Annotated in this window: 21 protein-coding genes; 19 read left to right on the top strand and 2 right to left on the bottom strand. The window is 37.4% G+C overall.

The genetic code is table 11. From position 1 onward, the window contains the following. The first annotated feature begins 136 nt into the window (after positions 1-136). From pyrR to pyrE, 9 genes are all read left to right on the top strand, one after another. On the top strand, positions 137-688 hold the full coding sequence (gene pyrR, locus BN990_RS11950; RefSeq protein WP_021291649.1) for a bifunctional pyr operon transcriptional regulator/uracil phosphoribosyltransferase PyrR: 552 nt from the start codon (positions 137-139) through the stop codon (positions 686-688). A gap of 190 nt (positions 689-878) precedes the next feature. After that, positions 879-1,808, top strand: coding sequence for an aspartate carbamoyltransferase catalytic subunit (locus BN990_RS11945; protein ID WP_021291648.1), 930 nt, complete (start codon positions 879-881; stop codon positions 1,806-1,808). Further along, positions 1,762-3,045: a dihydroorotase gene (locus BN990_RS11940; protein WP_038244462.1), complete on the top strand. Its 1,284-nt coding sequence runs from the start codon at positions 1,762-1,764 to the stop codon at positions 3,043-3,045. The genes BN990_RS11945 and BN990_RS11940 overlap by 47 nt, the downstream gene beginning before the upstream one ends. Next, positions 3,042-4,133, top strand: coding sequence for a carbamoyl phosphate synthase small subunit (locus BN990_RS11935; protein ID WP_038244459.1), 1,092 nt, complete (start codon positions 3,042-3,044; stop codon positions 4,131-4,133). Before BN990_RS11940 ends, BN990_RS11935 begins: the two co-directional genes overlap by 4 nt. Next, positions 4,126-7,326, top strand: coding sequence for a carbamoyl-phosphate synthase large subunit (gene carB / locus BN990_RS11930; protein WP_021291645.1), 3,201 nt, complete (start codon positions 4,126-4,128; stop codon positions 7,324-7,326). Before BN990_RS11935 ends, carB begins: the two co-directional genes overlap by 8 nt. Continuing rightward, positions 7,323-8,081, top strand: coding sequence for a dihydroorotate dehydrogenase electron transfer subunit (locus BN990_RS11925; protein WP_021291644.1), 759 nt, complete (start codon positions 7,323-7,325; stop codon positions 8,079-8,081). The genes carB and BN990_RS11925 overlap by 4 nt, the downstream gene beginning before the upstream one ends. Continuing rightward, positions 8,078-8,986, top strand: coding sequence for a dihydroorotate dehydrogenase (locus BN990_RS11920; protein ID WP_038244455.1), 909 nt, complete (start codon positions 8,078-8,080; stop codon positions 8,984-8,986). The genes BN990_RS11925 and BN990_RS11920 overlap by 4 nt, the downstream gene beginning before the upstream one ends. After that, positions 8,986-9,690, top strand: coding sequence for an orotidine-5'-phosphate decarboxylase (pyrF, locus tag BN990_RS11915; protein WP_021291642.1), 705 nt, complete (start codon positions 8,986-8,988; stop codon positions 9,688-9,690). Before BN990_RS11920 ends, pyrF begins: the two co-directional genes overlap by 1 nt. Beyond that, the gene (gene pyrE, locus BN990_RS11910) at positions 9,683-10,300 is read left to right on the top strand and encodes an orotate phosphoribosyltransferase (RefSeq protein WP_021291641.1); all 618 of its coding nucleotides are present in this window, start codon (positions 9,683-9,685) and stop codon (positions 10,298-10,300) included. The genes pyrF and pyrE overlap by 8 nt, the downstream gene beginning before the upstream one ends. Before the next feature lie 53 nt (positions 10,301-10,353). Here pyrE and BN990_RS11905 read toward each other — a convergent pair whose 3' ends face one another. Then, positions 10,354-11,121 (bottom strand): class I SAM-dependent methyltransferase, encoded by a 768-nt coding sequence (locus BN990_RS11905; RefSeq protein ID WP_038244452.1) that lies wholly within the window; start codon positions 11,119-11,121, stop codon positions 10,354-10,356. Positions 11,122-11,282: 161 nt separating this feature from the next. Between BN990_RS11905 and BN990_RS11900 the strand changes: the two genes are divergently transcribed. Beyond that, complete coding sequence (locus BN990_RS11900) at positions 11,283-12,143, top strand: LysR family transcriptional regulator (protein ID WP_021291639.1); 861 nt, start codon at positions 11,283-11,285, stop codon at positions 12,141-12,143. A gap of 69 nt (positions 12,144-12,212) precedes the next feature. Then, positions 12,213-12,632 carry an organic hydroperoxide resistance protein gene (locus BN990_RS11895; protein ID WP_038244449.1) on the top strand — a complete coding sequence of 140 codons (420 nt, stop codon included), beginning with the start codon at positions 12,213-12,215 and terminating at the stop codon, positions 12,630-12,632. A gap of 36 nt (positions 12,633-12,668) precedes the next feature. On the opposite strand, the gene BN990_RS11890 is transcribed toward BN990_RS11895, so the two are convergent. Further along, positions 12,669-14,384 carry an Rqc2 family fibronectin-binding protein gene (locus BN990_RS11890; protein WP_021291637.1) on the bottom strand — a complete coding sequence of 572 codons (1,716 nt, stop codon included), beginning with the start codon at positions 14,382-14,384 and terminating at the stop codon, positions 12,669-12,671. Positions 14,385-14,505: 121 nt separating this feature from the next. Between BN990_RS11890 and BN990_RS11885 the strand changes: the two genes are divergently transcribed. From BN990_RS11885 to fmt, 8 genes are all read left to right on the top strand, one after another. Next, a complete protein-coding gene (locus BN990_RS11885) occupies positions 14,506-17,160 on the top strand; it encodes a calcium-translocating P-type ATPase, SERCA-type (RefSeq protein WP_021291636.1) in 2,655 nt (884 codons plus the stop codon). Between the two features lie 164 nt (positions 17,161-17,324). Continuing rightward, positions 17,325-18,209, top strand: a complete 885-nt coding sequence (locus tag BN990_RS11880; RefSeq protein ID WP_021291635.1) for a YicC/YloC family endoribonuclease — start codon at positions 17,325-17,327, stop codon at positions 18,207-18,209. A 73-nt stretch (positions 18,210-18,282) separates the two neighbouring features. After that, positions 18,283-18,546, top strand: coding sequence for an extracellular matrix/biofilm regulator RemA (gene remA, locus BN990_RS11875; RefSeq protein WP_021291634.1), 264 nt, complete (start codon positions 18,283-18,285; stop codon positions 18,544-18,546). Between the two features lie 11 nt (positions 18,547-18,557). Beyond that, the gene (gene gmk, locus BN990_RS11870; RefSeq protein WP_021291633.1) at positions 18,558-19,175 is read left to right on the top strand and encodes a guanylate kinase; all 618 of its coding nucleotides are present in this window, start codon (positions 18,558-18,560) and stop codon (positions 19,173-19,175) included. Continuing rightward, on the top strand, positions 19,175-19,378 hold the full coding sequence (rpoZ, locus tag BN990_RS11865; RefSeq protein ID WP_021291632.1) for a DNA-directed RNA polymerase subunit omega: 204 nt from the start codon (positions 19,175-19,177) through the stop codon (positions 19,376-19,378). The genes gmk and rpoZ overlap by 1 nt, the downstream gene beginning before the upstream one ends. Positions 19,379-19,504: 126 nt before the next feature. After that, entirely contained in the window at positions 19,505-20,743 is a 1,239-nt protein-coding gene (gene coaBC, locus BN990_RS11860; RefSeq protein ID WP_021291631.1) for a bifunctional phosphopantothenoylcysteine decarboxylase/phosphopantothenate--cysteine ligase CoaBC, read from the top strand. Then, positions 20,740-23,148, top strand: a complete 2,409-nt coding sequence (priA, locus tag BN990_RS11855; RefSeq protein ID WP_038244442.1) for a primosomal protein N' — start codon at positions 20,740-20,742, stop codon at positions 23,146-23,148. The genes coaBC and priA overlap by 4 nt, the downstream gene beginning before the upstream one ends. A 31-nt stretch (positions 23,149-23,179) precedes the next feature. Then, positions 23,180-24,124 (top strand): methionyl-tRNA formyltransferase, encoded by a 945-nt coding sequence (gene fmt / locus BN990_RS11850; protein ID WP_021291629.1) that lies wholly within the window; start codon positions 23,180-23,182, stop codon positions 24,122-24,124. Positions 24,125-24,128: the final 4 nt, after the last annotated feature.

The following is a 24,128-nucleotide window of genomic DNA, read 5'->3' as shown; positions in this document are numbered from 1 at the left end:
TCCCGTGAGGCTAGAAAGGATACGGAAATGATTCGAGTAAAGAATCCTAATCCCTTTTTTCCTCATGGAAAAGAGGGATATTTTTGTAAGTAGAGGGCCTGTAGGAAAAGTTTTCAAACGATTGGTTGGTGGCAGAATGAAGAAAAAAACGGATATCTTAGATAAGCCGTCAATAAACAGAGCATTGACAAGAATTGCGCATGAAATACTGGAAAAGAATAAAGGTGGGGACGATCTAGTACTTGTTGGAATTAAAACAAGAGGAGTTCCGCTTACCAAACGATTACAGGAAAAGATAAAGCAAATAGAAAATATGGATGTGCCAATCGGTGAATTAGATATAACTTTATATCGTGACGACTTGGATAAGGCTACAGATGGAGAAGATCCAAAATTAAAAGAGACGAATATTCCTGCAGATTTGACTGGGAAGAAAGTCGTTTTGCTAGATGATGTTCTATTTACCGGTCGTACAGTTCGAGCTGCTATGGACGCAGTAATGGATATTGGCAGACCTTCACAAATTCAACTTGGTGTATTAGTAGATAGAGGTCATCGAGAATTGCCAATTCGGGCAGATTATGTAGGTAAGAATATCCCAACTTCTGATAAAGAAATTATTATGGTGAAGCTGGAAGAAATTGATGGCATGGAAGACACTGTTTCAATATATGAAAAGAATCAATAAGATAATACTAAACCTTTAATTAGGTCCGAGAGATCTGAAAGGTTGCCCAGACATACGTGTATCGTTTTACATGTATACCTCTTTGCGACCTTTAGGCAAAGAGGTTTTTTTATGGATTTATATCTTACAATCATTTGCACGTTTCTTTTACAACATCAGTTAGTCAAAATTATTCACTTAAGGAGGATCTATGCGACATTTCTTTTCTGTAAATCAGTTAGATGAAGTTGAAATTATGGAGATATTACGTATGGCAGAACAATTGCAGCAAAAGCAGTGTGCAATTGAACAGCAGAGGTTTGCTGCGAATTTATTCTTTGAACCTAGTACCAGGACAAAAATGAGTTTTTTGGTAGCTGAACGTAAATTAGGAATGGAAGTACTTGATTTTCATCAAGAAACCTCTAGTACGCAAAAGGGGGAATCATTATATGATACGGCAAAAACCTTTCAAGCTATTGGAGCTAACCTATTAGTAATTCGTCATCCGGCGGATGATTGGTTTCATGAACTAAAAGATCAACTCTCCATTCCGATTATCAATGCTGGTGCAGGTAAAGAAGAACATCCGACTCAGTGTATGCTTGATCTATTAACGATCTATCAAGAATTCCAACAATTCAATGGAATTAATGTTGTTATCTCAGGTGATATCTTGCATAGTCGGGTTGCAAAATCAAACGCTCAAACTTTAAAAAGACTGGGAGCAAACGTATATTTATCCACTGTTGATGGTTGTAAGGATGAAACGCTTGATTTTCCTTATATAACCATGGATGAAGCTGTAGAGATCTGCGATGTTTTAATGCTATTAAGAATTCAACATGAGAGACATCAAGAAGTCGCCATAGATCAAAGTAGTTATTTAAGGAAATTTGGTTTAACGAAAGAAAGGGAAAGAAATATGAATCCTAGTGCTATTCTTCTACACCCAGCTCCAATTAACCGAGGGGTAGAAATAGATTCGGATCTCGTAGAATGTGAACGTTCTAGAATATTTAAACAAATGAATAATGGTGTATATATACGTATGGCTATTATCACAAAACTATTACGAGCATGGGGGATATCGTATGAAGCAAATACTCAAAAACGTGAAAAAGTTGTCATCAACGGGTGATTTTGAAGCATGTGAATTATTCATAGATGGTAAGTACATCTCAAAGGTAGATACAAAGATTTCAGAACCGGCTGATCAAATAATTGATGGCAACGGACATCTTCTTGTTCCAGGATTTATCGACGTACATGTTCATTTACGTGAACCTGGAGGGGAGCATAAGGAAACAATTCGAACAGGCACCATGGCAGCAGCAAAGGGTGGCTATACAACCATTTGTGCAATGCCAAACACCAATCCAGTTCCAGGTACTAACGATACGATAGAAAGTTTATTCAGGAAAATTGAAACAAATGCACATATTCGAGTATTGCCTTATGCAGCAATCACGAAAAATTTGCAGGGAAAAGAATTAACAGATATGGAGGAATTATCGAGAAAAAATATATTTGCCTTTACAGATGATGGAGTTGGGGTTCAAACAGCTGATCAAATGCTTCAGGCTATGAAGCTAGCAAAAGCAGGGAATAAAGCAATTGTGGCCCATTGTGAGGATAATTCCATAGTTTATGAAGGGGTCCTGCATCACGGCGAAGTAAGTGAGCGGATGCAAATGCCTGGGATACCTTCTTTGAGTGAATCTGTCCAAATTGCTAGGGATGTCTTATTAGCAGAAGCAACTGGTTGCCATTATCATGTATGTCATGTTAGTACGAAAGAATCTGTCAGGGTTATACGAGATGCCAAACGAGCAGGGATTCATGTATCAGCAGAAGTTACACCACATCATTTAATACTGAATGAAACGGCGATACAGACAGATGATGCAAATTATAAAATGAATCCGCCTTTACGTGCAAAAGAGGATCAGCAAGCATTACTGGAAGGATTATTAGATGGCACCATTGATTTTATTGCGACAGATCATGCGCCACATGCAACAAATGAGAAAGAACAGGGGTTTTTAAAAGCACCCTTTGGTATCGTTGGACTGGAAAATGCTTTTTCATTGCTTTATACACATCTTGTTCAACCAGGTAAGATAACGCTTCAACAACTTATTAATTGGATGACGGTAAAACCTGCAGAAACATTCCAATTGCCATATGGCAAGATGGAAGCTGGCTGCATAGCCGATCTAACTTTGATTGATTTGCATGCAACTGCTTCAATTAATAAGCATGACTTTTATTCAAAAGGAAAAAATACACCTTTCCATCAATGGGAAGTAACTGGATTGCCAGTGTTAACGATGACAGAAGGTAATATTGTTTATGAAGGGGAGCTGATCGGATGAAAAGACAACTCGTATTAGAAGATGGCACCATGTTTGTTGGCAATAGTTTTGGAAGTGAAAAAGAGACCGTTGGTGAATTAGTATTCAATACTGGAATGACTGGCTACCAAGAAATCATTACAGACCCTTCTTATTGTGGGCAGATTGTCATGATGACCTATCCGTTATCAGGTAATTACGGTATTAATCGGGATGATTTTGAAACAGTTACCCCATTTATACATGGATTTATTGTTAAAGAAGTAGCAGAACATCCTTCTAATTTCCGTAATGAAGAAACACTTGATCACTATTTGCGAGCAAATGACATTCCTGGTATTTATGGAATTGATACACGCCAGTTAACAAAAATTATTCGAAGATATGGAACGATGAAGGCAAAGATCGTGGATGCTGCTATCCCTGCTAAGGAAGTAGTAAATCAGCTAAATGAAAGTAAATTAGCTACAAATCAAGTATCCCAAACTTCAACCATTAAACCATATGTAGTTCCTGGAAGGGGAAAACGAGTGGTCGTTGTTGATTGCGGTATGAAGCATGGGATTTTGCGAGAACTAACCAAGCGAGATTGTCACATCACGGTTGTTCCCTATAACTACAGCGCAGAAAATATGTTGCGGTTAAAAGCGGATGGTATCATGCTGACAAACGGACCAGGAGATCCAAAGGATGTCCCAGAAACGATTGAAATGATTAAGCAAGTGTTAGGGAAAGTACCGATCTTTGGTATTTGTTTAGGCCATCAACTATTAGCACTGGCTTGTGGTGCAGATACGGAAAAGATGAAGTTTGGTCATCGTGGTTCGAATCATCCAGTAAAAGATCTTCAGACAGATCGAACCTATATTACGTCACAAAATCATAGTTATGCTGTAAAACAAGCTTCATTATCAGGAACAGAGCTAAAATTAACTCAAATAGCTTTGAATGATCATACCGTTGAAGGAATTGAACACGCAAGATATCCTGCATTTTCTGTACAGTATCATCCAGAGAGTTCACCGGGGCCTGAAGATACCAGTCATTTATTTGATTCATTTTTAACAATGATGGAACAGGGGAAAAAGGAGGAAGTAGTCTATGCCTAAAAACACAAACATAAATAAAATATTAGTAATTGGTTCAGGGCCTATTGTCATAGGACAGGCAGCAGAGTTTGACTACTCAGGGACACAAGCATGTCAAGCACTTAAGGAAGAAGGATATACGGTAATATTGGCAAATTCAAATCCAGCTACAATTATGACAGATCATACCGTAGCGGATAAGGTATATATGGAACCATTGACAGTAGAATTTCTAACAAAAATAATTCGTACCGAGCAGCCGGATGCTTTGTTACCTACACTTGGTGGACAGACAGGGCTAAATCTCGCTGTCGCTTTAAATAATACAGGTATATTACAAGAATACCATGTCGAATTATTAGGAACTTCTTTAGAAGCTATTCAAAAAGCAGAGGATAGGGAAAAGTTTAGAAATTTAATGAATGAATTAAATGAACCCGTTCCAGCAAGTCAAATTATCAATACGGTGGATCAAGCCTGTAATTTTGCCGATTCCATTGGTTATCCAGTAATTGTTCGACCAGCCTATACACTTGGTGGAACTGGCGGCGGAATGTGTAACAACGAAACCGAACTAAGAGAGATTGCCCGTAATGGCTTGTCACTATCTCCTGTTACTCAATGCTTAATAGAGAAGAATATTGCTGGATATAAAGAGATTGAATATGAAGTTATGCGAGATAAGAATGATCAAGCTATTGTTGTTTGTAACATGGAGAATATTGATCCTGTAGGTATTCATACAGGAGATTCGATGGTTGTTGCTCCTTCCCAAACATTAAGTGACCGAGAATATCAATTATTACGAAATGCGTCGTTAAAAATTATTCGAGCACTGGAAATTGAAGGAGGATGCAATGTTCAACTTGCAATCGATCCAGATAGCTTCCAATATTACATTATTGAAGTAAATCCTAGAGTAAGCAGGTCGTCAGCACTTGCCTCAAAGGCAACAGGTTATCCAATTGCTAAAATGGCAGCAAAGATTGCTATTGGTCTAACCCTAGATGAAATAATCAATCCGATTACTGGCAAAACATACGCTTGCTTCGAGCCTGCGCTTGATTATGTTGTAACTAAAATACCTCGCTTCCCGTTTGATAAATTTACTGCAGGAGATCGCAATTTAGGAACGCAAATGAAGGCAACGGGAGAGGTAATGGCAATTGGACGAAATTTTGAGGAATCTTTATTAAAAGGGATTCGATCTCTTGATATAGGAACGGATCAACTATGGATTAGTAGTTTACAAGATGTCAATAATTCAATTCTGTTCGAGCGAATGCAAAAAGCAGATGATGAGCGGATCTTTGTTTTAGCAGAAGCTTTACGACGAAATATATCCGTGGAACGTATTTTTGAACATACGAAAATTGACCGCTTCTTCTTAATGAAGTTAAAGAAACTAATCGATATGGAAGAGCAGCTGAAATATAATAAGCAGGATAGTGAAATTGCCTTAGCTGCTAAGCGACTGGGATTTTCAGATGCACATATTGCCCGACTTTGGGAACAGTCAGAAGATGCTGTTTACAACTATCGCATTAATAACGATATTTCTCCCGTTTATAAAATGGTAGATACATGTGCAGCAGAATTCGAATCCGAAACACCTTATTTTTATAGTACGTATGAATCTGAAAATGAATCCATCCCGTCTAGCCGAAAAAAAGTTCTTGTCCTTGGCTCAGGTCCAATCCGTATTGGCCAGGGAATTGAATTTGATTATGCTACTGTTCACTCTGTATTAGCAATTAAAGAAATGGGCTATGAAGCAATTATTATGAATAATAACCCAGAAACTGTCTCTACTGATTTTAGCATCTCTGATAAGTTATACTTCGAACCCTTAACATTGGAAGATGTTATGCATGTTATTGACTTAGAAGATCCAGTAGGTGTCATTGTTCAATTTGGTGGTCAAACTGCTATTAATTTAGCAGCTGGGCTGGAACGTCGTGGTGTTAAAATTTTAGGCACCAATTTAGAGGCGATTGATCGGGCTGAAGATCGTGACAAGTTTGAAGTGCTGGTTGATGACTTACAATTGTTACGACCAGATGGCAAGACGGTTTTGAATATGCGAAAAGCGAGAGAAGTAGCAGATTCAATTGGTTATCCCGTTCTTGTTCGACCTTCCTATGTTATTGGTGGAAGTCGAATGGAGATTGTTTATAACGAGGATGAATTGGAAACGTATCTTGCTAAAACAAATCACGTGTCCGATGCGCATCCAATTTTAATCGATAAATATATCACTGGTATGGAAGTAGAAGTAGATGCTATTAGTGATGGTGAGACAGTAATTATTCCTGGAATTATGGAGCATATTGAGCGGGCAGGAGTTCATTCAGGCGATTCCATTGCTGTATATCCGCCACAGCGAATAAGTAAAGTAGTCAAGCAAAAATGTTTAGAAGCTGCGACACGTATTGCTCATGCGTTACAGGTCAAAGGACTTATTAATATCCAGTTTATTGTTTGTGATCAAGAAGTATATGTACTAGAGGTGAATCCTAGAGCAAGTAGAACGATTCCATTTTTAAGTAAAATTACTGGAGTAACAATGGCAAATATAGCTACAAAATGTATACTTGGGCAAAAATTAAGTGATCTAGGGTATACTACTGGCATTCTTCCTGAAGATAATCAAGTTTCTGTTAAAGTTCCAGTATTTTCATTTGAAAAATTACGAAGTGTAGACACCATTTTGGGACCGGAAATGAAATCTACCGGAGAAGCCATTGGCTATGATAAGACATTAGAAAAAGCATTATACAAAGGGTTAATTGCATCAGGCATTAAACTGCCGCAAGAAGGAGCGGTTCTATTAACAGTTGCCGATAAAGATAAGGAAGAAATGCTTGGTAATGCAGCAAGATTCCATCAATTAGGCTTCCAGTTATACGCTACAGAAGGAACGGCAGCATATATAAGGGATGCTGGAATACCAGTAACCAAAGTTGAAAAAATTGGAGCTGCAGAACCAAATGTACTGTCCATTATTGAAAATGGTGATGTACAGTATGTTATTAATACATTGACTTCCGGTCAGCAGCCGCGGTCGGATGGCTTCCGTATTCGTAGAGAGTCCGTAGAACACGGGATTGCTTGCTTAACTAACTTAGACACAGCGAATGCAATCCTAAATGTAATTGATTCCATGACGTTTCAAGCTAAACCAATGGTGGATAAAGAGGTAGCCAGCTTATGATGCGAAAAGAAAACATGATCATTAAACACACTAGAATAATCGCATTAGATACAATAGAAATGGTGTTAGAAAATGAATATATAAGTCAGAATGCTGTTCCGGGACAATTTTTACATCTTCTACTAACAGGACATATGTTAAGGCGGCCAATATCAATTGCACAAGTGAATAAACAAGAAAATACGGTGACAATTCTTTTTAAAGTTGTCGGTGAAGGAACAAGGACATTAGCTTCAAATTCCATAGGAAGCACAATTAATGCATTAGGACCAAGCGGAAATGGGTTTCCGCTTGAACCTAATGCTCATTCAACAGCACTTATTATAGGTGGTGGTATTGGTATACCTCCACTCTATTATCTGGCCAATGAGTTAACGAAAAAAAAGATTAATATTGTATCCGTGTTAGGTTTTCAATCCAAAGATTATGTTTTCTATGAGAATAAATTCAAGCAGCTAGGTCGCTCAATAATTGTAACAAATGATGGATCTTACGGGGAAAAAGGGTTTGTAACTAACGTGCTGGATCAGATCGGAGCATTTGATTGTTTTTATTCGTGTGGACCTTTACCGATGTTAAAAGCTATAACGACACAACTCAAGGACATACCTGGATATATCTCTTTGGAAGAACGAATGGGATGTGGTGTAGGTGCTTGCTTTGCTTGTGTTATCCCTGCAGTTCCATCTGGAGGTTATAAAAAGATATGTCATGATGGACCTGTCTTCCATACGAAGGAGGTACAGTTATCGTGAGTTTAGCAGTAGAACTACCAGGTCTATCATTAAAAAATCCAATCATGCCTGCCTCTGGATGTTTTGGATTCGGTAGAGAATATAGCGAATTCTATGATTTAAATAGATTAGGTGCGATTATTATGAAAGCTGCCACCAAACAAGCTCGATTCGGAAATCAAACTCCCCGAGTCGCGGAAACTGCTGCTGGTATGTTAAATGCTATTGGTTTGCAGAATCCAGGGGTAGATAAAATTATAGAAAACGAACTACCATTTCTAGCAAACTATGCTACTCCGATAATTGCGAACATTGCTGGCAGCACATTAGAAGAATACAAAGAGGTAGCATCAGCGTTTAATGCAGTAAAGGAAGTGGCAGCCTTAGAATTAAATATCTCTTGTCCAAACGTAAAAGAAGGTGGTATTCAGTTTGGTACAGATCCAGAAATGGCTGCAAAGGTAACCAGCGTTGTAAAGGAGTCAAGTAATTTACCGGTCTATGTAAAGCTTTCCCCAAATGTAGTAGATATCGTAGCCATGGCTAAAGCTGTGGAGCAAGCAGGAGCGGATGGTTTATCTATGATTAATACGGTAACTGGGATGCAAATTCACTTACCATCAAAACAACCATTACTTGCTAATCAAACGGGAGGGTTGTCTGGACCCGCTATTAAGCCAATAGCCATTCGAATGATTTATGAAGTCAAACAATGCGTTAGCCTTCCAATTATAGGAATGGGAGGTATTACTACTGCAATAGATGTTCTCGAATTTTTACTGGCAGGGGCTAGTGCTGTAGCTGTTGGAACAGCAAACTTTCAAAATCCGTTTGCTTGTACAGAGATCATTGAAGAATTACCAAATACATTGCAAACATATGGTTTTGCATCGGTGAAAGATGCAATTGGAGAGGGGATTAAATGATGAACATACCTATTTTTCTTGCACTGGATTTCCCAGATCTGGATAGAACAAATATGTTTCTAGAGCAAAATAATTTGCAGGGAGTACCTGTAAAGGTAGGCATGGAATTATTTTATCGAGAAGGCCCAAAGATCATTGAAAAGTTAAAAGAAAAAAATCATCCTATATTTCTTGATTTAAAACTTCATGATATCCCCACCACGGTAAATCGTGCGATGCAGAATATTGCCAAACTAGAAATAGAGATGGTTAATGTTCATGCATTAGGTGGCAGTGAGATGATTTTACAAGCAAAAGAAGGGTTATTAAAAGGCAATCCCAATCATGATACAAAGTTATTGGCTGTTACTATATTGACTTCTATGAATAAAACAATCATGAATGATCAGATGTTAATTCCTGGAGACATTCAAGCGAATGTGATGTATTATTCACAGTTTGCTAAGCAAAACGGTGCAGATGGAGTAGTCTGTTCTGTTCATGAAGCAGCTAAAGTAAAAGAAGTATGTAGTCAATCCTTTTTAACAGTTACACCTGGCATTCGTTTGTCCCAATCTAGTAAGAATGACCAAAAACGGATTGCTACCCCTTCTTTTGCTCGAAAAAATGCAGCAGATTATCTTGTGGTTGGTAGAAGTATAACCAAAGCTGATAACCCCTATGAGGCATATCAGCAATTAAAAAGGGAGTGGGAGAATGAATAAGTATCATGACATTACCCGTGAGTTACTTCGTATTCAAGCAGTGCAAATAAAAACAAAAGGATATTTCACGTGGACCTCAGGTATTCAATCTCCTATCTACTGTGATAACCGATTGACAATGTCTTATCCTGATGTACGCCAAAAAATTACCGCTTCCTTTATTCAATTAATGGAGGAGCGGCAACTAACCCCCGATATTATTGCCGGATGTGCTACTGCGGGGATCCCCCATGCAGCATGGTTAGCACAAGAACTAAACCTACCGATGATCTATGTTCGTTCAAAACCGAAAGGTCATGGCAAAGGGAATCAAATCGAAGGAGAGCTGGCAGAAGGAAAGAAAGTACTTGTAATTGAAGATCTTATTTCTACAGGAGGATCATCAATAGAAGCAGCTGAAGCAATTGAACATGCGGGAGGCACAATAAGTGCGGTATTTTCCATTTTCACTTATGGACTTAAAAAAGCAACAGATGCCTTCTTGGAATCAGGTTTTTCCCAATATAGCCTTACAGGATTTGATCAATTAATTGAAGATTTGAGAATAAACCGTGAGATTAATGAACAAGAAGCCGTAGAATTATTAACATGGAGAAATAAATTAGCATAACAACCACATTTCTTGGAGATATTCTTTCTCTGAGAAATGTGGTTGTTACTATGTTATAGCAGTTTTTGAGCAACGACCATCCATTCGTCGATCGTGAATTGTTGGATCTTTCCATTGGCTTGCTTGAATTCAAAGTAGGACTGGATTTCTTGATCTGCCTTTAACATATACTGATGCACTTTTTCTTTAGCTGGAAATTGATGTAATGTTCGATTTATCCAATTAGTATAATTTAATTTTTTCTTACGATATTCTTGTTGAATAACTGTTAAATGATTCTCTTTAAACAAGTGATTCCATTCATTCACGGACAAGCAACGTACATGACTATAATCCCGCATTTTCTCCAATCGATTCAAAAAGGATGCATATCGGGGTACTTCAGGAACGGTATTATCAATAAATAGAAATTTACCATTTGGTTTTAAAACACGATTCACCTCTTGAATAAACTGTTCTGGATGTGGAAAATGATGTGCAGCTATACGGCAGGTTACCATATCGAATGTAAGATCTAAAAAAGGGAGATTCTCTGCATCAGCAATAACATATTTAATATTCGCATATGCTTGTAGATGTTGTCTGGTATTTTCTAGCATCGCTTTTGTTATATCCGTTGCGAAAACTTCTCTAACAGATGGTGCAAGACGTTTTGCAGCATGCCCTCCGCCTGTAGCAATATCAAGTACCGCCATTGTCGGATCTGGATCTAACCAGCTTTCCATTTTTAATAAATCATCCCCATATGCATGGGTTGAGCTTGTAACATAGGCATACTTGTTCTTTGAGAAAACTCGTTTCACATTGTCTTTTTCGTTCATTTTCCATCTCTCCTAAAAAAATATGTGCTTTATCACATGCACACACCCCTTGGATAAAGAACATCTTTATTACTATTAGTTTATGTAATATAATGCAATAAGTAAAATATTAAATTATAATCATGATAGATAATTAAAAATTATCAAAAGGGATGGTGAATATGAAAATTGATGATTATGAACTTCTGTTAAAGCTTAGCGAAATCGGAACAATACGAGGAACAGCTAAGGCAGTACTTATTTCTCAGCCTGCAGTAACACAACGCTTAAAGTATATTGAAGAATATTTTGGGCATCAGGTGTTTATTCGAACGCCTAAACGATTACTACCTACACCAGAAGGAGAAATTGTTCTCAAACATGCAAAAGAAGTAATTGATGGTGAAAGGTCTCTAAAGAATCAATTGGCCCAATCCAGTGAAGATGTTCAGGGGACCCTGTCTATTGCATGTTCATCGCTGATTAGTCAGCGTTTTCTGCCAGCTATACTGGGGAACTTCACTGCACTTTATCCGAAAGTAGCCATTGATTTAGTTACTGGAATTAGTGAAGATATTAAGCGAGATCACAAAAACTATCATGTTTGTATTATTCGTGGGGAAAAATTAAAAGAAAGTACGTGTATTCAACTTTTTGATGATCCACTTTACATATTTGATACGGAACCTTTTCCACATGATTCTTTAAAAGAAAGACCGCTTATTTCGTTTAGTACAGATGATAGTATGCACGAGCTTGTCGATAATTGGTTATATGCCCATCAGGATAAGATGAAACCAGTAAAGACCATTACAGTTGATCAAATCGAAACATGTAAACAATTTATGAAACAAGGTTTAGGCATGGCCGTACTTCCTGAAAGTGTGTCTGATACCATGCGCGAAGAGTACCCTAATCTGCCTTTAACTTTGAATAACCAAGTTGTTTCTCGTCATACTTGGGTTTGTTTTCAAGAAGGGGTTCGAGCGTTACCGCAAGTAGATCATTTTATTGATAAACTAGTAGAACTATTATCGACTTGAAAAGGGATGTTTAAAATATCGCTAGAAAAGGTATACCATTATTAGATTAGAAAAAGGGAGTGTTAGATCATGAAAGATGTTATTTTTACATCAAATGCAACAGCAAAAAACGGTCGAGATGGACATGTTAAATCTGACGATGGATTAATTGATTTAAAACTAGTAAACCCAGCGAATAATAAAGAAGATAAAGGTTCTAATCCGGAACAGCTATTTGCTGCAGCTTATTCTGCTTGTTTTGATGGAGCTTTAAATTTGGTAGCATCAAAAGCGAAAAAAAACATCGACTCAGAGACGACTGCGGCAGTCAGCTTTTTAAAAGACCCTGAAGATAATGGATTTAAAATCAGTGTAGAGCTAACGATTAAAATAAAAGGTGTCGAGCAATCAGAAGCAGAAGAGCTTGCTGACAAAGCACATCAAGCTTGTCCATATTCAAAGGCGACGAGAGGGAATATTAAGGTTCAATTGAATCCACAGGCAGTATAGTTTGTAAACAAAGAAGGATGATCCAGTTATCATGGATCATCCTTCTTTTATTTTTAATTTCGTAACGAGTGCTTCACTTGGAGTAACAAAAACCGTTTTTTGATTATCATACGTAACATATCCTGGTTTTGCTCCGTTTGGTTTTTTCACATGACGAATTTTTGTGAAATCGACCGGTACTGTTGAAGAATGACGGGATTTACTAAAATAGGCTGCTAAAATAGCTGCTTCCTGAATGGTTTCTTCACTTGGATCTTTAGTCCGAATAACAACATGTGAGCCAGGAATATCTTTTGTATGAAGCCAGATATCATCACGTGCTGCTAATTTCATTGTTAAATATTCATTCTGTTTATTGTTTTTGCCGACTAGCAGCTCTGTACCATCTGATGACCGGTATTTTTCTAGTGTTGGTTTTGACGGTTTTTTCTTCGCCTTCTTTTGTTTGGTTTGTTTCTTTAGATATCCTTCTTCACGAAGCTCTTCACGAATTTCTTCAATATCCGCCATGCTGGCAGCATCAATTTGCTGAATTAGTTGCTCCAGATAAGCGATTTCTTCTTTTGTTTTAATAATCTCTTTCGAAACGATTTGTTCTGACGTTTTCAGTTTTTGATAGGTTTTATAGTAGCTTTGTGCATTCTCACTTGGAGATTTATTGGGATTTAACTCGATATTCAGTTCAGACTGGTTTGGATCATAATAGTCGATTACTTTTACTTGTTTATCCCCAGGCGAGATAAGATGCATATGCGCCGTTAATAATTCCCCTATTTTTTGATAGTGTTCCTTGTTTTCTGCTTTTTTAATGGTCTGTTCATGTTTTTTTAATTTACGCTTATTTTTGTCTTTCTCATTTTTTAAAAATCGATAAAGGTCTTTCGCTTGTTGTTTAACACGATCCCGTTCAGCTTTTCCTGTATAGTAGTCATCTAACATTTTGTTGGTGGAAGCATATGTGATCACTTCCCCGGGACATGAATGTATGGGTATGACATGAAATTCTTCTTTTTTGTCTATATATATAGCTGGTGTGTACTCGGATTGAAGTAACTGCGTTTGTACCGTGTTAAAAACTTGTTTATACGTATTAGCTGAACCAAGATTGGCGCGACTCACTAGTTCTTTAGCGATAAATGGTGAAAAGCCGATAAGATTTTGGACAATTTGTGTATCTAACTTACCAGCATTAAAGTCTAATCGCTTGATAAATTGTTCTTCATTGATATGAAGTGGATTTAACTTATCTGGTTGTGGGGGCATTTGATATGGATGTCCAGGTAATATGGTGCGATGCCGGTTTTGGGCCATAGAAATATGTTTCAAACTATCTATAATGTGATTTTGTTCGGCATCAACTAACATAATATTACTGTGCTTTCCCATTAATTCAATCACTAATTTTTTAGTTGTCAAATCACCAATTTCATTTCTTGTCTTTATCGTGAAAGAGACAATTCGCTCCAATTTGTACTGTTCTATATCTTCAATGATTGCTCCTGAGAGATGCTTTCTCAACACCATACAAAACATTGGCGGCTCTTTCGGATTATCGAAACTAGCAGCTGTTAAATGAAATCTCGCATAAGAAGGATGAATGGATAATAACAAGTTTACATTGTTACCTCTACTTCTTACTGTAAACAACAACTCTGTATTGGTGGGCTGATATATTTTAGTTATTTTTCCAGGAATAATGTCTTTATTCAATTCCTCTGTTACTGCGTGTGTAACGATACCGTCAAATGGCATAAAATCACCTCAAGCGCAATTATAGCATTTTTTGGGACAAGTCTGCATATATATCCATTAAAGACATGAAAAACATCGAAACTAACATAGAAACAAGCGCTATGATTTGGAGGAATGAGGAATGAATTGGTATCAATTGGATGTAGAAAACGTAGAACAAAAATTACATGTTACAGCGAATCGTGGGTTAAATGATAGACAGGTAGAAAAGAGACGGAAACAATACGGAACCAATGCATTAGAAGCTCAGAAAAAGGTACCGAAGTGGCTAATCTTTTTGAAACAATTTCAAGATTTTATGGTACTTGTTTTATTAGCGGCTACATTAGTTGCTGGGCTGCTTGGTGAATATATTGATGCGATTGCCATTATGGTAATTGTACTTGTTAATGGTTGTATCGGTTTTTTCCAAGAACAAAAAGCGGAGAAATCGTTAGATAAATTAAAAGAACTATCTGCTCCAATGGCTCATGTTTTACGTAATGAAAAATGGAGTAAGATTCCTTCACAGCATGTAGTTGTTGGAGATGTGGTTCGAATTTCCAGTGGAGACCGGATTCCTGCAGATGTTCGTATCGTTAAATCAAATAGTTTAGAAACAGAGGAGTCTGCTCTAACTGGGGAATCTTTACCCGTTATGAAACACGCCACTGCGATTAGGAAAGATAAGCTAGATGCACAAGACCAAGTTAATATGGGATTTATGGGGACATTGGTTACAAGAGGAACAGGAGTAGGCATAGTTGTTGGTACGGGAATGAATACAGTAATGGGACAAATCGCTTCTTTGATGGGAAACACAAAGAAAATATTAACACCATTGGAGCGGAAATTATCGGAATTAGGTAAGATATTAATTGTTGTTGCGTTATTATTAACAGCGCTCGTGGTAGTCTTAGGCGTATTACAAGGTCACCCAGTGTATACCATGTTTTTAGCAGGTGTATCATTAGCTGTTGCAGCTATTCCAGAAGGATTACCAGCTATTGTTACAGTGGCCCTATCTCTGGGTGTTCAACGGATGATACGTAAAAAAGCGATTGTAAGAAAACTGTCTGCAGTAGAAACACTTGGATGTGCTTCGGTTATTTGTTCAGATAAAACAGGAACGATGACGGAAAATCAAATGACAGTAAAAGAACTGTATTTAAATGAAAAACAAATCTATGTAACTGGTGATGGGTATGATATACGTGGTGATTATTTCATCGATAAACAAAAGGTAGATCATACATTTCCGAATATGCAATCGATGCTTTTATATGGCATGCTTTGTAACCAGGCGTCGCTCATAGTAAAAAAAGGGAAATATTTTATTGATGGTGATCCAACTGATGGTGCTTTACTTGTCGCTGCACGAAAAATCGGGCTAACTGTTTCAGATGAGGAATCGTATAAAGTAATAAAGGAGTTTCCGTTCGATTCAGAAAGAAAGCGGATGAGTGTGGTGCTTGAGGATTCTAATGACCGACGATTTTTAGTAACAAAAGGTGCACCTGATGTTTTATTGCCTCGATCCTCGTTTCATATGAATGAAAGTGGAAGGCAGTTATTAAAAACAACCGATCAACGTAACATTGAACATGCCATCGATCATATGGCGGCTAAAGCGCTGCGAACATTAGCCATTGCTGTTAAACCATTATCTAAACAAGATGACTTGGAATCATCCATGTTAGAGAAAGATCTAACGTTTATTGGTCTATATGGAATGATAGATCCTCCAAGAAAAGAAGTGAAAAAGGCCATTGCTGAATGCCGAAATGCAGGTATTAAAACAGTAATGATTACTGGTGATCATGTAAAGACTGCTCGCGCAATTGCGCAGAGTCTTGATTTACTGCCCAATCATGGACAAGTGTTAGAGGGGTATCAAATAAATGAAATGTCAGATACGGAATTAGAAGATATAATTGAAGACTCGTACGTTTTTGCTCGAGTGACACCTGAACATAAATTACGTATTGTTCATGCTTTCCAAGAGAAAGGCCATGTTGTAGCCATGACAGGAGATGGGGTTAATGACGCTCCGGCTATTAAAGCTAGTAATATAGGTGTGAGCATGGGAATGGGTGGTACAGATGTAACCAAAGAAGCATCGTCACTTATTCTTATGGATGACAATTTTGCTACAATTAAATCAGCTATTCAAGAAGGACGTAATATATATGAAAATATTAGGAAATTTATCCGTTATTTGCTAGCATCCAACGTTGGAGAGATATTGGTAATGTTGTTTGCCATGATGCTTTCGTTACCACTCCCACTAGTTCCCGTCCAAATTCTCTGGGTGAATCTTGTGACAGATGGATTACCGGCAATGGCACTAGGACTGGATAAACCAGAAGGAAATGTGATGACACGTCGACCAAGAAGTTTACAAGAGGGTGTGTTCGCAAGAGGGCTTGGTTATAAGATTATTAGTAGAGGAATTCTAATAGGGATAGTGACGTTAATAGGCTTTATGACTACGTATCAAAATGATCCAGAAAATTTAATTTATGCGCAAACAATTGCCTTTACAACCCTAGTGATGGCTCAGCTGATTCACGTGTTCGATTGTCGAAGTGAAAATTCTATTTTTTCACGAAATCCGTTTGAAAACCTTTATCTCGTATTTGCGGTACTTTCATCGCTATTACTTTTACTAATTGTAATCTATTGGGAGCCATTACAACCTGTCTTCCATACAACTTCCTTAAGTATTAGAGATTGGATGTATATTGGTGTATTAAGTGCCTTACCAACCGTGCTATTTGGATTCACTAAAAAATAAAATAACAAAATATCATCTACTAATTTTTGACCTGCCTCTATTTGAAAGGGCAGGTTCTTTCATTTAAATAACATTATTTTATAATCGAAAATAACGGAAAATGTAAACATAACACTTTTCAAATTGTATTCCATCCGCTTATAATTAGATGTGGAGTGATTTTAATGGCCTTTAGTATGACTGGATATGGAAGAAGTAGTATTTCATTTGAACAAACAAATATTACGGTAGAGATGAGAAGTGTTAATCATCGATTCTTAGATGTTAGTGTGAAATTACCACCTTCTTTTTTATTTATGGAAGATAAAGTGAAGAAAATGGTACAGTCTTTATTTCATAGAGGAAAAATGGAAGTGTTTATTCGTATTGAGGGAAATGACCTTATTCAAAGGCGTCTAACAACAGATTGGAATCTTGTTGACCAATATATGAATGAAATGAAGCGAATGAAACAACATTACGATCTCAATGATCATGATATTCCCCCAACGATTATTACAGCGCTTCCCGAAGTGTTTACAGTACAGGAAGAAGAAACACAATCCGATCATCTTAAAAAGGAAATACTAGCTGTTGTTAAAGATGCATGTCATCAGATAGTTGAAATGCGCCAAAGTGAAGGTGCGTACTTAATTACTGATTTGCAACATCGACTACATACGATGGAAGCTACGATCGATAAAATTAAAATGAGGCGATCTGTAGTGATTCAAGAATATCGTGAACGGATAAAAAATAGAGTAGAACAGCATTTAACAGATGAAATAGACTTGGATAATTCTAGAATCCATCAAGAAATCGTGCTTCTAGCTGAAAAAGGAGATATTTCTGAAGAAGTAACTCGGTTATTCAGTCATATTTCTCATTTTAAACGTACGATGGTATTAGAGGGTGCCATTGGCAGAAGACTAGATTTTATTGCTCAGGAGATGCATCGAGAAGCAAATACAATCGGTTCAAAATCAATGGATGGGATGATAAGTGAGCATACAGTAGCATTAAAGAGTGAAATTGAAAAATTAAAAGAACAAGTACAAAATATCGAATAATATTTGAGTTTTGGGTCCTATTTTACGTATAATGATACTAGAATAGAGAGTAAGAATATACGGAGGGTTCATTTTGAGTTTACGATTAATTAATATTGGTTTTGGAAATGTTGTTTCAGCAAATCGAGTAATTTCCATAGTTTCTCCGGAATCAGCTCCTATCAAACGAATTATTACGGTAGCAAGGGATAATAATAAGTTGGTAGACGCTACATATGGAAGAAGAACAAGAGCCGTTATTATTACAGATAGCGACCATGTCGTGTTATCAGCTGTTCAACCTGAAACGGTAGGGCAGCGTGTATTAAGTCATGAGGAAGTATCGGACGAAAATTAGGAGGAAATGTTTTGATAGAAGAAAAAGGAATCCTTTTTATTCTTTCCGGGCCTTCCGGTGTTGGAAAGGGAACAGTTAGAAAAGCACTTTTTAGTCGGGATACGGATTTAAAATACTCAATTTCGATGACTACTCGTCAGCAAAGGCCTGGTGAAAAAGATGGCGTAGATTATTTCTATAAAACAAAAGAAGCATTTGAAGCGTTGATTGAGCAGAATCAACTACTAGAATACGCAAAATATGTCAATAATTATTATGGCACGCCTCGTAATTATGTGGAAGAAACATTAGCGGCAGGTCATGATGTGTTTTTGGAAATCGAAGTCCAAGGTGCACTTCAGGTAAAGGAAAATTTTCCTGAAGGTGTTTTTATCTTTCTGTTTCCCCCAAGTTTGGAAGAGTTAAAGAATCGCATCGTCCATCGAGGCACGGAGTCCGCGGAGCTTGTACTAAATCGATTAAAAGAAGCGAGAAAAGAAATAGAAATGATGGATGCTTATGATTATGTTGTAGTAAATGACCATGTAGATCTTGCTGTTGAAAAAATACAATCGATTATACAAAGTGAACATTTAAAGCGTGAAAGAATAGCAAAACAATATAAACAATTATTGGAGGATGAATTGTAATGTTAGAACCGTCTATTGATTTACTGCAGACTAAAATTAATTCAAAATATACACTTGTAACCTTATCGGCCAAGCGTGCAAGACAGATTAGTGAAACAAAAAAGGTATTGGTTGATAATCCTAAGTCGCATAAGTATGTGGGCATGGCACTTGAGGAAGTGTATGCAGAAAAGCTTTATTTAGAAGAGGAGTTATCAATATAGCCGGTCATAAACAAGTACCCTCGCGATGTATAAGCGAGGGTTTTTTCTTCTACTTTTAGTTTGTGTTATAACTATTAATAGAGAAAACCGTTTATGTATGGAATGTAGAAAGGGGATTTGAGGTCAATGGTCAATCAAAAGAATATTCTGCTCGGTGTTACTGGAGGAATTGCAGCATATAAAGCTTGTGCACTTACAAGTAAACTAACGCAAAAAGGTGCGAATGTAAAAGTTGTAATGACAGAAAATGCAACTAAATTTGTATCTCCTTTAACTTTCCAAGCGCTTTCTCGTCACGCTGTCTATACAGATACGTTTGATGAAAAAGACCCTGCTAAAATTGCACATATTGATATTGCTGATTGGGCTGATATAGCTATATTAGCGCCAGCAACTGCTAATGCTATTGGGAAACTTGCAAACGGAATTGCGGATGACATGCTATCCACCATCTTATTAGCTACGCAAGCAGATGTTTATATTGCTCCAGCGATGAATGTACATATGTATGCACATCCAGCAGTAATTCAAAATATGAAGCAATTAGACGGATGGGGATACCACTTTATTGAACCTGGAGCCGGATATTTAGCTTGTGGCTATGTTGGTAAGGGGAGGTTAGAAGAACCAGCAACCATTATTGAGACAATAGAATCTCATCAGTTATCAAAAAAGGCAGAAGGCAATGTTGACGACAAAGAAAGGTTTTTACAAGGTAAACATGTTTTGATCTCTGCTGGACCGACTAGAGAAAAGGTTGATCCAGTACGTTTTTTCACAAATCGTTCCTCAGGAAAAATGGGGTTTGCTCTAGCGGAAGCAGCTGCTCAAGCAGGGGCTGAAGTTACTTTGATAGCTGGGCCAACTTCGCAAGTTGTCAGCCACCCTCAAATAAACCGAATTGATATTTTAACGGCTGAAGAAATGTATCAAGCGATGCATGCGAACTTTGCAAGTAATGACATTGTTATTAAAGCAGCTGCGGTAGCAGATTATCGCCCAAAAATAATCTATGATCAAAAGATGAAAAAGCAAGATGGTGAATGGCAAGTGGCCATGGAAAGGACTAAAGATATATTACATTCGCTTGGTGAACGAAAAGAAGGTCAATTTCTCGTGGGTTTTGCTGCGGAGTCCGAAGAACCAATTGAGAATGGATTGAGGAAGTTAGCATATAAAAATTTAGATGCTATTGTTATTAATAATATTGCAGCAGAAGGTGCAGGGTTTGAAGGAGATACGAATGTAGTCACGTACATCAATAAGCATCAAAACACGGAATCGATTCCTTTAGCATCAAAAAAAGAAATTGCTACACAGTTATTAACATTAATTGCAAACGATTTGAAGGATGAGGTCGTGTGAATATAGCCAATGTAATTGTTGATGTGCCTGCAGCTTCGATTAACCAAACCTTTGACTATAGAGTCCCTGATAAATTTAAAGATATAGCAACAATAGGTATGCGGGTAATTGTTCCGTTTGGTCCTAGGAAAGTGATGGGTTTTATTGTTGGTGCTACTGAAAATTCTTCGTATAATAGCTTGAAGTCGATTATTGATGTGTTGGATCTTCATCCTGTACTAACAAAGGAGTTATTAGATTTAGGGAAATGGCTAGCCAATCAAACGGTAAGTTTACAGATTACTGCATTACAAGTGATGCTTCCACAAGTATTAAAAGCCACATATAAAAAAGAGATTGTGCTTAATACCGAAGCGTTGCTTTCTAAAGAATTGGAAGCCTTATTTGCTGGTAGAGATAGCATCGCCTACGAGGAATTTACTGCGTCAACCTTAAAATACGGGGTTCTTTCTAAAGCTGTGAAGGATGGTGATGTATCCATCGAGTATTTGGTTAAATCGAGAATCACAAAAAAATTTCGAACCATGCTCAAACCAGCAAAGCAGCTGCATGAACTAGAAGAGCAATTGCTCGATTTACCAAAGAATGCTAAAAAGCAAAGGCAGCTCGTAAACCATTTTTTGGAAAATCCAAATCCAATAGAAAAACAAAAACTGCTAAAAAAAGTTCAAACAACGGCTAATACAGTTAATATATTAAAGGAAAAAGGATTAATAGAAAGTTATCAAACCGAATTATTCCGTAACCCTTATGAGAATCACCTTTTTTCACAGACAACTGATTTACCCTTAACAGACCAGCAAGCAGCCGCTATAAAGCCGATGAAAGAAGCAATTGCTGAAAATGAACATCATGTTTTCCTGCTGCACGGTATAACTGGTAGTGGTAAAACGGAAATATATTTACAGGTTATTCAAGATGTCATTCATAAAGGAAAAGAAGCAATTGTATTAGTGCCGGAAATATCACTAACTCCACAAATGGTTAAACGATTTAAGGGAAGGTTTGGATCTAATGTCGCGGTCATGCATAGCGGTTTATCTGCGGGTGAGAAATATGATGAATGGCGCCGTATTCAACGAAAAGAAGTGCAGGTAGTAGTAGGAGCGAGGTCAGCTATATTCGCTCCATTTGAACAGATTGGTGTCATCATTATTGATGAGGAACATGAAACTAGCTATAAACAAGAAGATCAGCCTCGTTATCATGCGAGAGATGTGGCCATATATAGAGGAGAAACACATCAGTGTCCAGTCATCTTAGGTAGTGCTACACCGACTTTGGAATCCTATGCTAGAGCCATGAAGGGTGTCTATAAGTTAGCTACTTTGGATAAACGAACGAATAATAAGATGCTTCCTCCAGTCGAGATTGTTGATATGCGTGATGAGCTTCATGCTGGAAACCGCACGATGTTTTCGAGAAAACTGAAAGAGGAGATACAGCAATGTATCCAAAAAGGAGAGCAGATCGTATTACTTTTAAATCGTAGGGGTTATTCTACTTTTGTTATGTGTCGGGATTGTGGACATGTAAATGAATGCCCGCATTGTGATATTGCACTTACTTACCATAAGAAAAGCAGCCAGTTAAAATGTCATTACTGTTCTTACGAAGAAAAGGTTCCTGTGCACTGTCCGGAATGCGGAAGTGATACCATCCGTTATTTTGGAACGGGGACGCAGCGAGTAGAAGAAGCATTAACGCAATTGATACCAGAGGCCCGTGTAATAAGAATGGATGTAGATACAACTAGACGTAAAGGAGCTCATGAAAAGCTTTTAAATCAATTCGCTAACAAAGAGGCGGATATTCTATTAGGTACGCAAATGATCGCTAAAGGCTTAGACTTTGAGAATGTAACTCTAGTAGGAGTTCTTACTGCAGATTCAATGCTGCATTTGCCAGATTTTCGCTCATCTGAAAAAACATTTCAAATCTTAACTCAAGTAAGCGGACGAGCTGGCCGTCATGAATTGACAGGAAAAGTAATTGTTCAAACCTATACACCAGATCACTATAGTATTGAACTTGCAAGCAAATATGATTTTATGACGTTTTATAAACAAGAAATGCAAATGAGGAGAACATTTCAGTATCCGCCTTATTATTTTTTGGCACTTATAACAATCTCTCATCCTAATCAAGTTAAGGTAGTTCAAACGACGCAGCGTTTTGTTCAAATGTTAAACAAATTGGTGAAAGACGAGACGATAATTTTAGGTCCAACTCCTTCTGCTATCCCGCGTATTAAGGATAGATATCGTTACCAATGCATGATAAAATACAGAAATGAACCAGAGTTGCGAGGGTATTTAGCCAAAATTTTAGATCAATTCTCTGCTGATATTCGGAAAGAAGATATTCTAATCACCATAGATATGCAACCATATCATCTCATGTAAACAACCCCAAAACCAGAAAGTAGGTAATAAGATGAAACGAATTGTTTTTATGGGAACACCAGATTTTTCTGTTCCAGTTCTTCAAACACTCATTCATTCCCCTTATGAAGTGGTACTCGTTGTAACACAGCCTGACCGCCCGAAAGGAAGAAAGCGTACGATTACTCCTACACCTGTGAAACAAGAAGCATTACAGCATGATCTGCCGGTTTTTCAACCAGAAAAATTAAAGAATAATTATGAGGAGATTCTTGCATATCAACCTGATTTGATTGTAACAGCAGCGTATGGTCAAATCCTTCCAAATGAATTATTAACCACACCGGAATATGGATGTATTAATGTACATGCTTCATTACTTCCAGAATTACGTGGTGGTGCTCCGATACATTATGCGATTTTACAAGGGAAAAAAGAAACAGGTGTAACCATTATGTATATGGTGGAAAAGTTAGATGCTGGTGATATATTAACACAGCAAAGTGTCCCGATTGATGCTGATGATCATGTAGGGATACTACATGATAAACTTTCAAAAGCCGGTTCACAATTGTTAGAACAAACCATTCCAAAGCTTTTCAAAAAACAAATTCAACCAATACAACAAGACAATGATAAAGCTACCTTCGCAAGAAATATAAGACGGGAAGAAGAAAAAATTGATTGGAGTAAGAATGCAGAACAAGTCTATAATCATGTTCGAGGTTTGCATCCGTGGCCTGTTGCATTTACGAACTATGAAAAAAAGCCAATGAAAATTTGGTGGGGCAAGCCAGTAAAAGATAGGAATAACGGGTATACTGCTGGTGAAATTATTGATAAGCCAAACAATGCAAGTATTGTTGTAGCATGTGGACATCAACAGGCTTTTGAGATTACGGAGATACAGCCTGCTGGTAAAAAGCGGATGACTGTAAAGGATTATCTGCAAGGTAATCCAGATCGAATTAAAATCGGACAAATAATGGGTGAATAATTTA

This window comes from Virgibacillus salexigens, assembly GCF_000723585.1.
Lineage (GTDB): Bacteria > Bacillota > Bacilli > Bacillales > Amphibacillaceae > Virgibacillus > Virgibacillus salexigens.
Note: the sequence above shows the minus strand (reverse complement) of the source record. Positions and strands in the feature narration are given on the sequence as shown.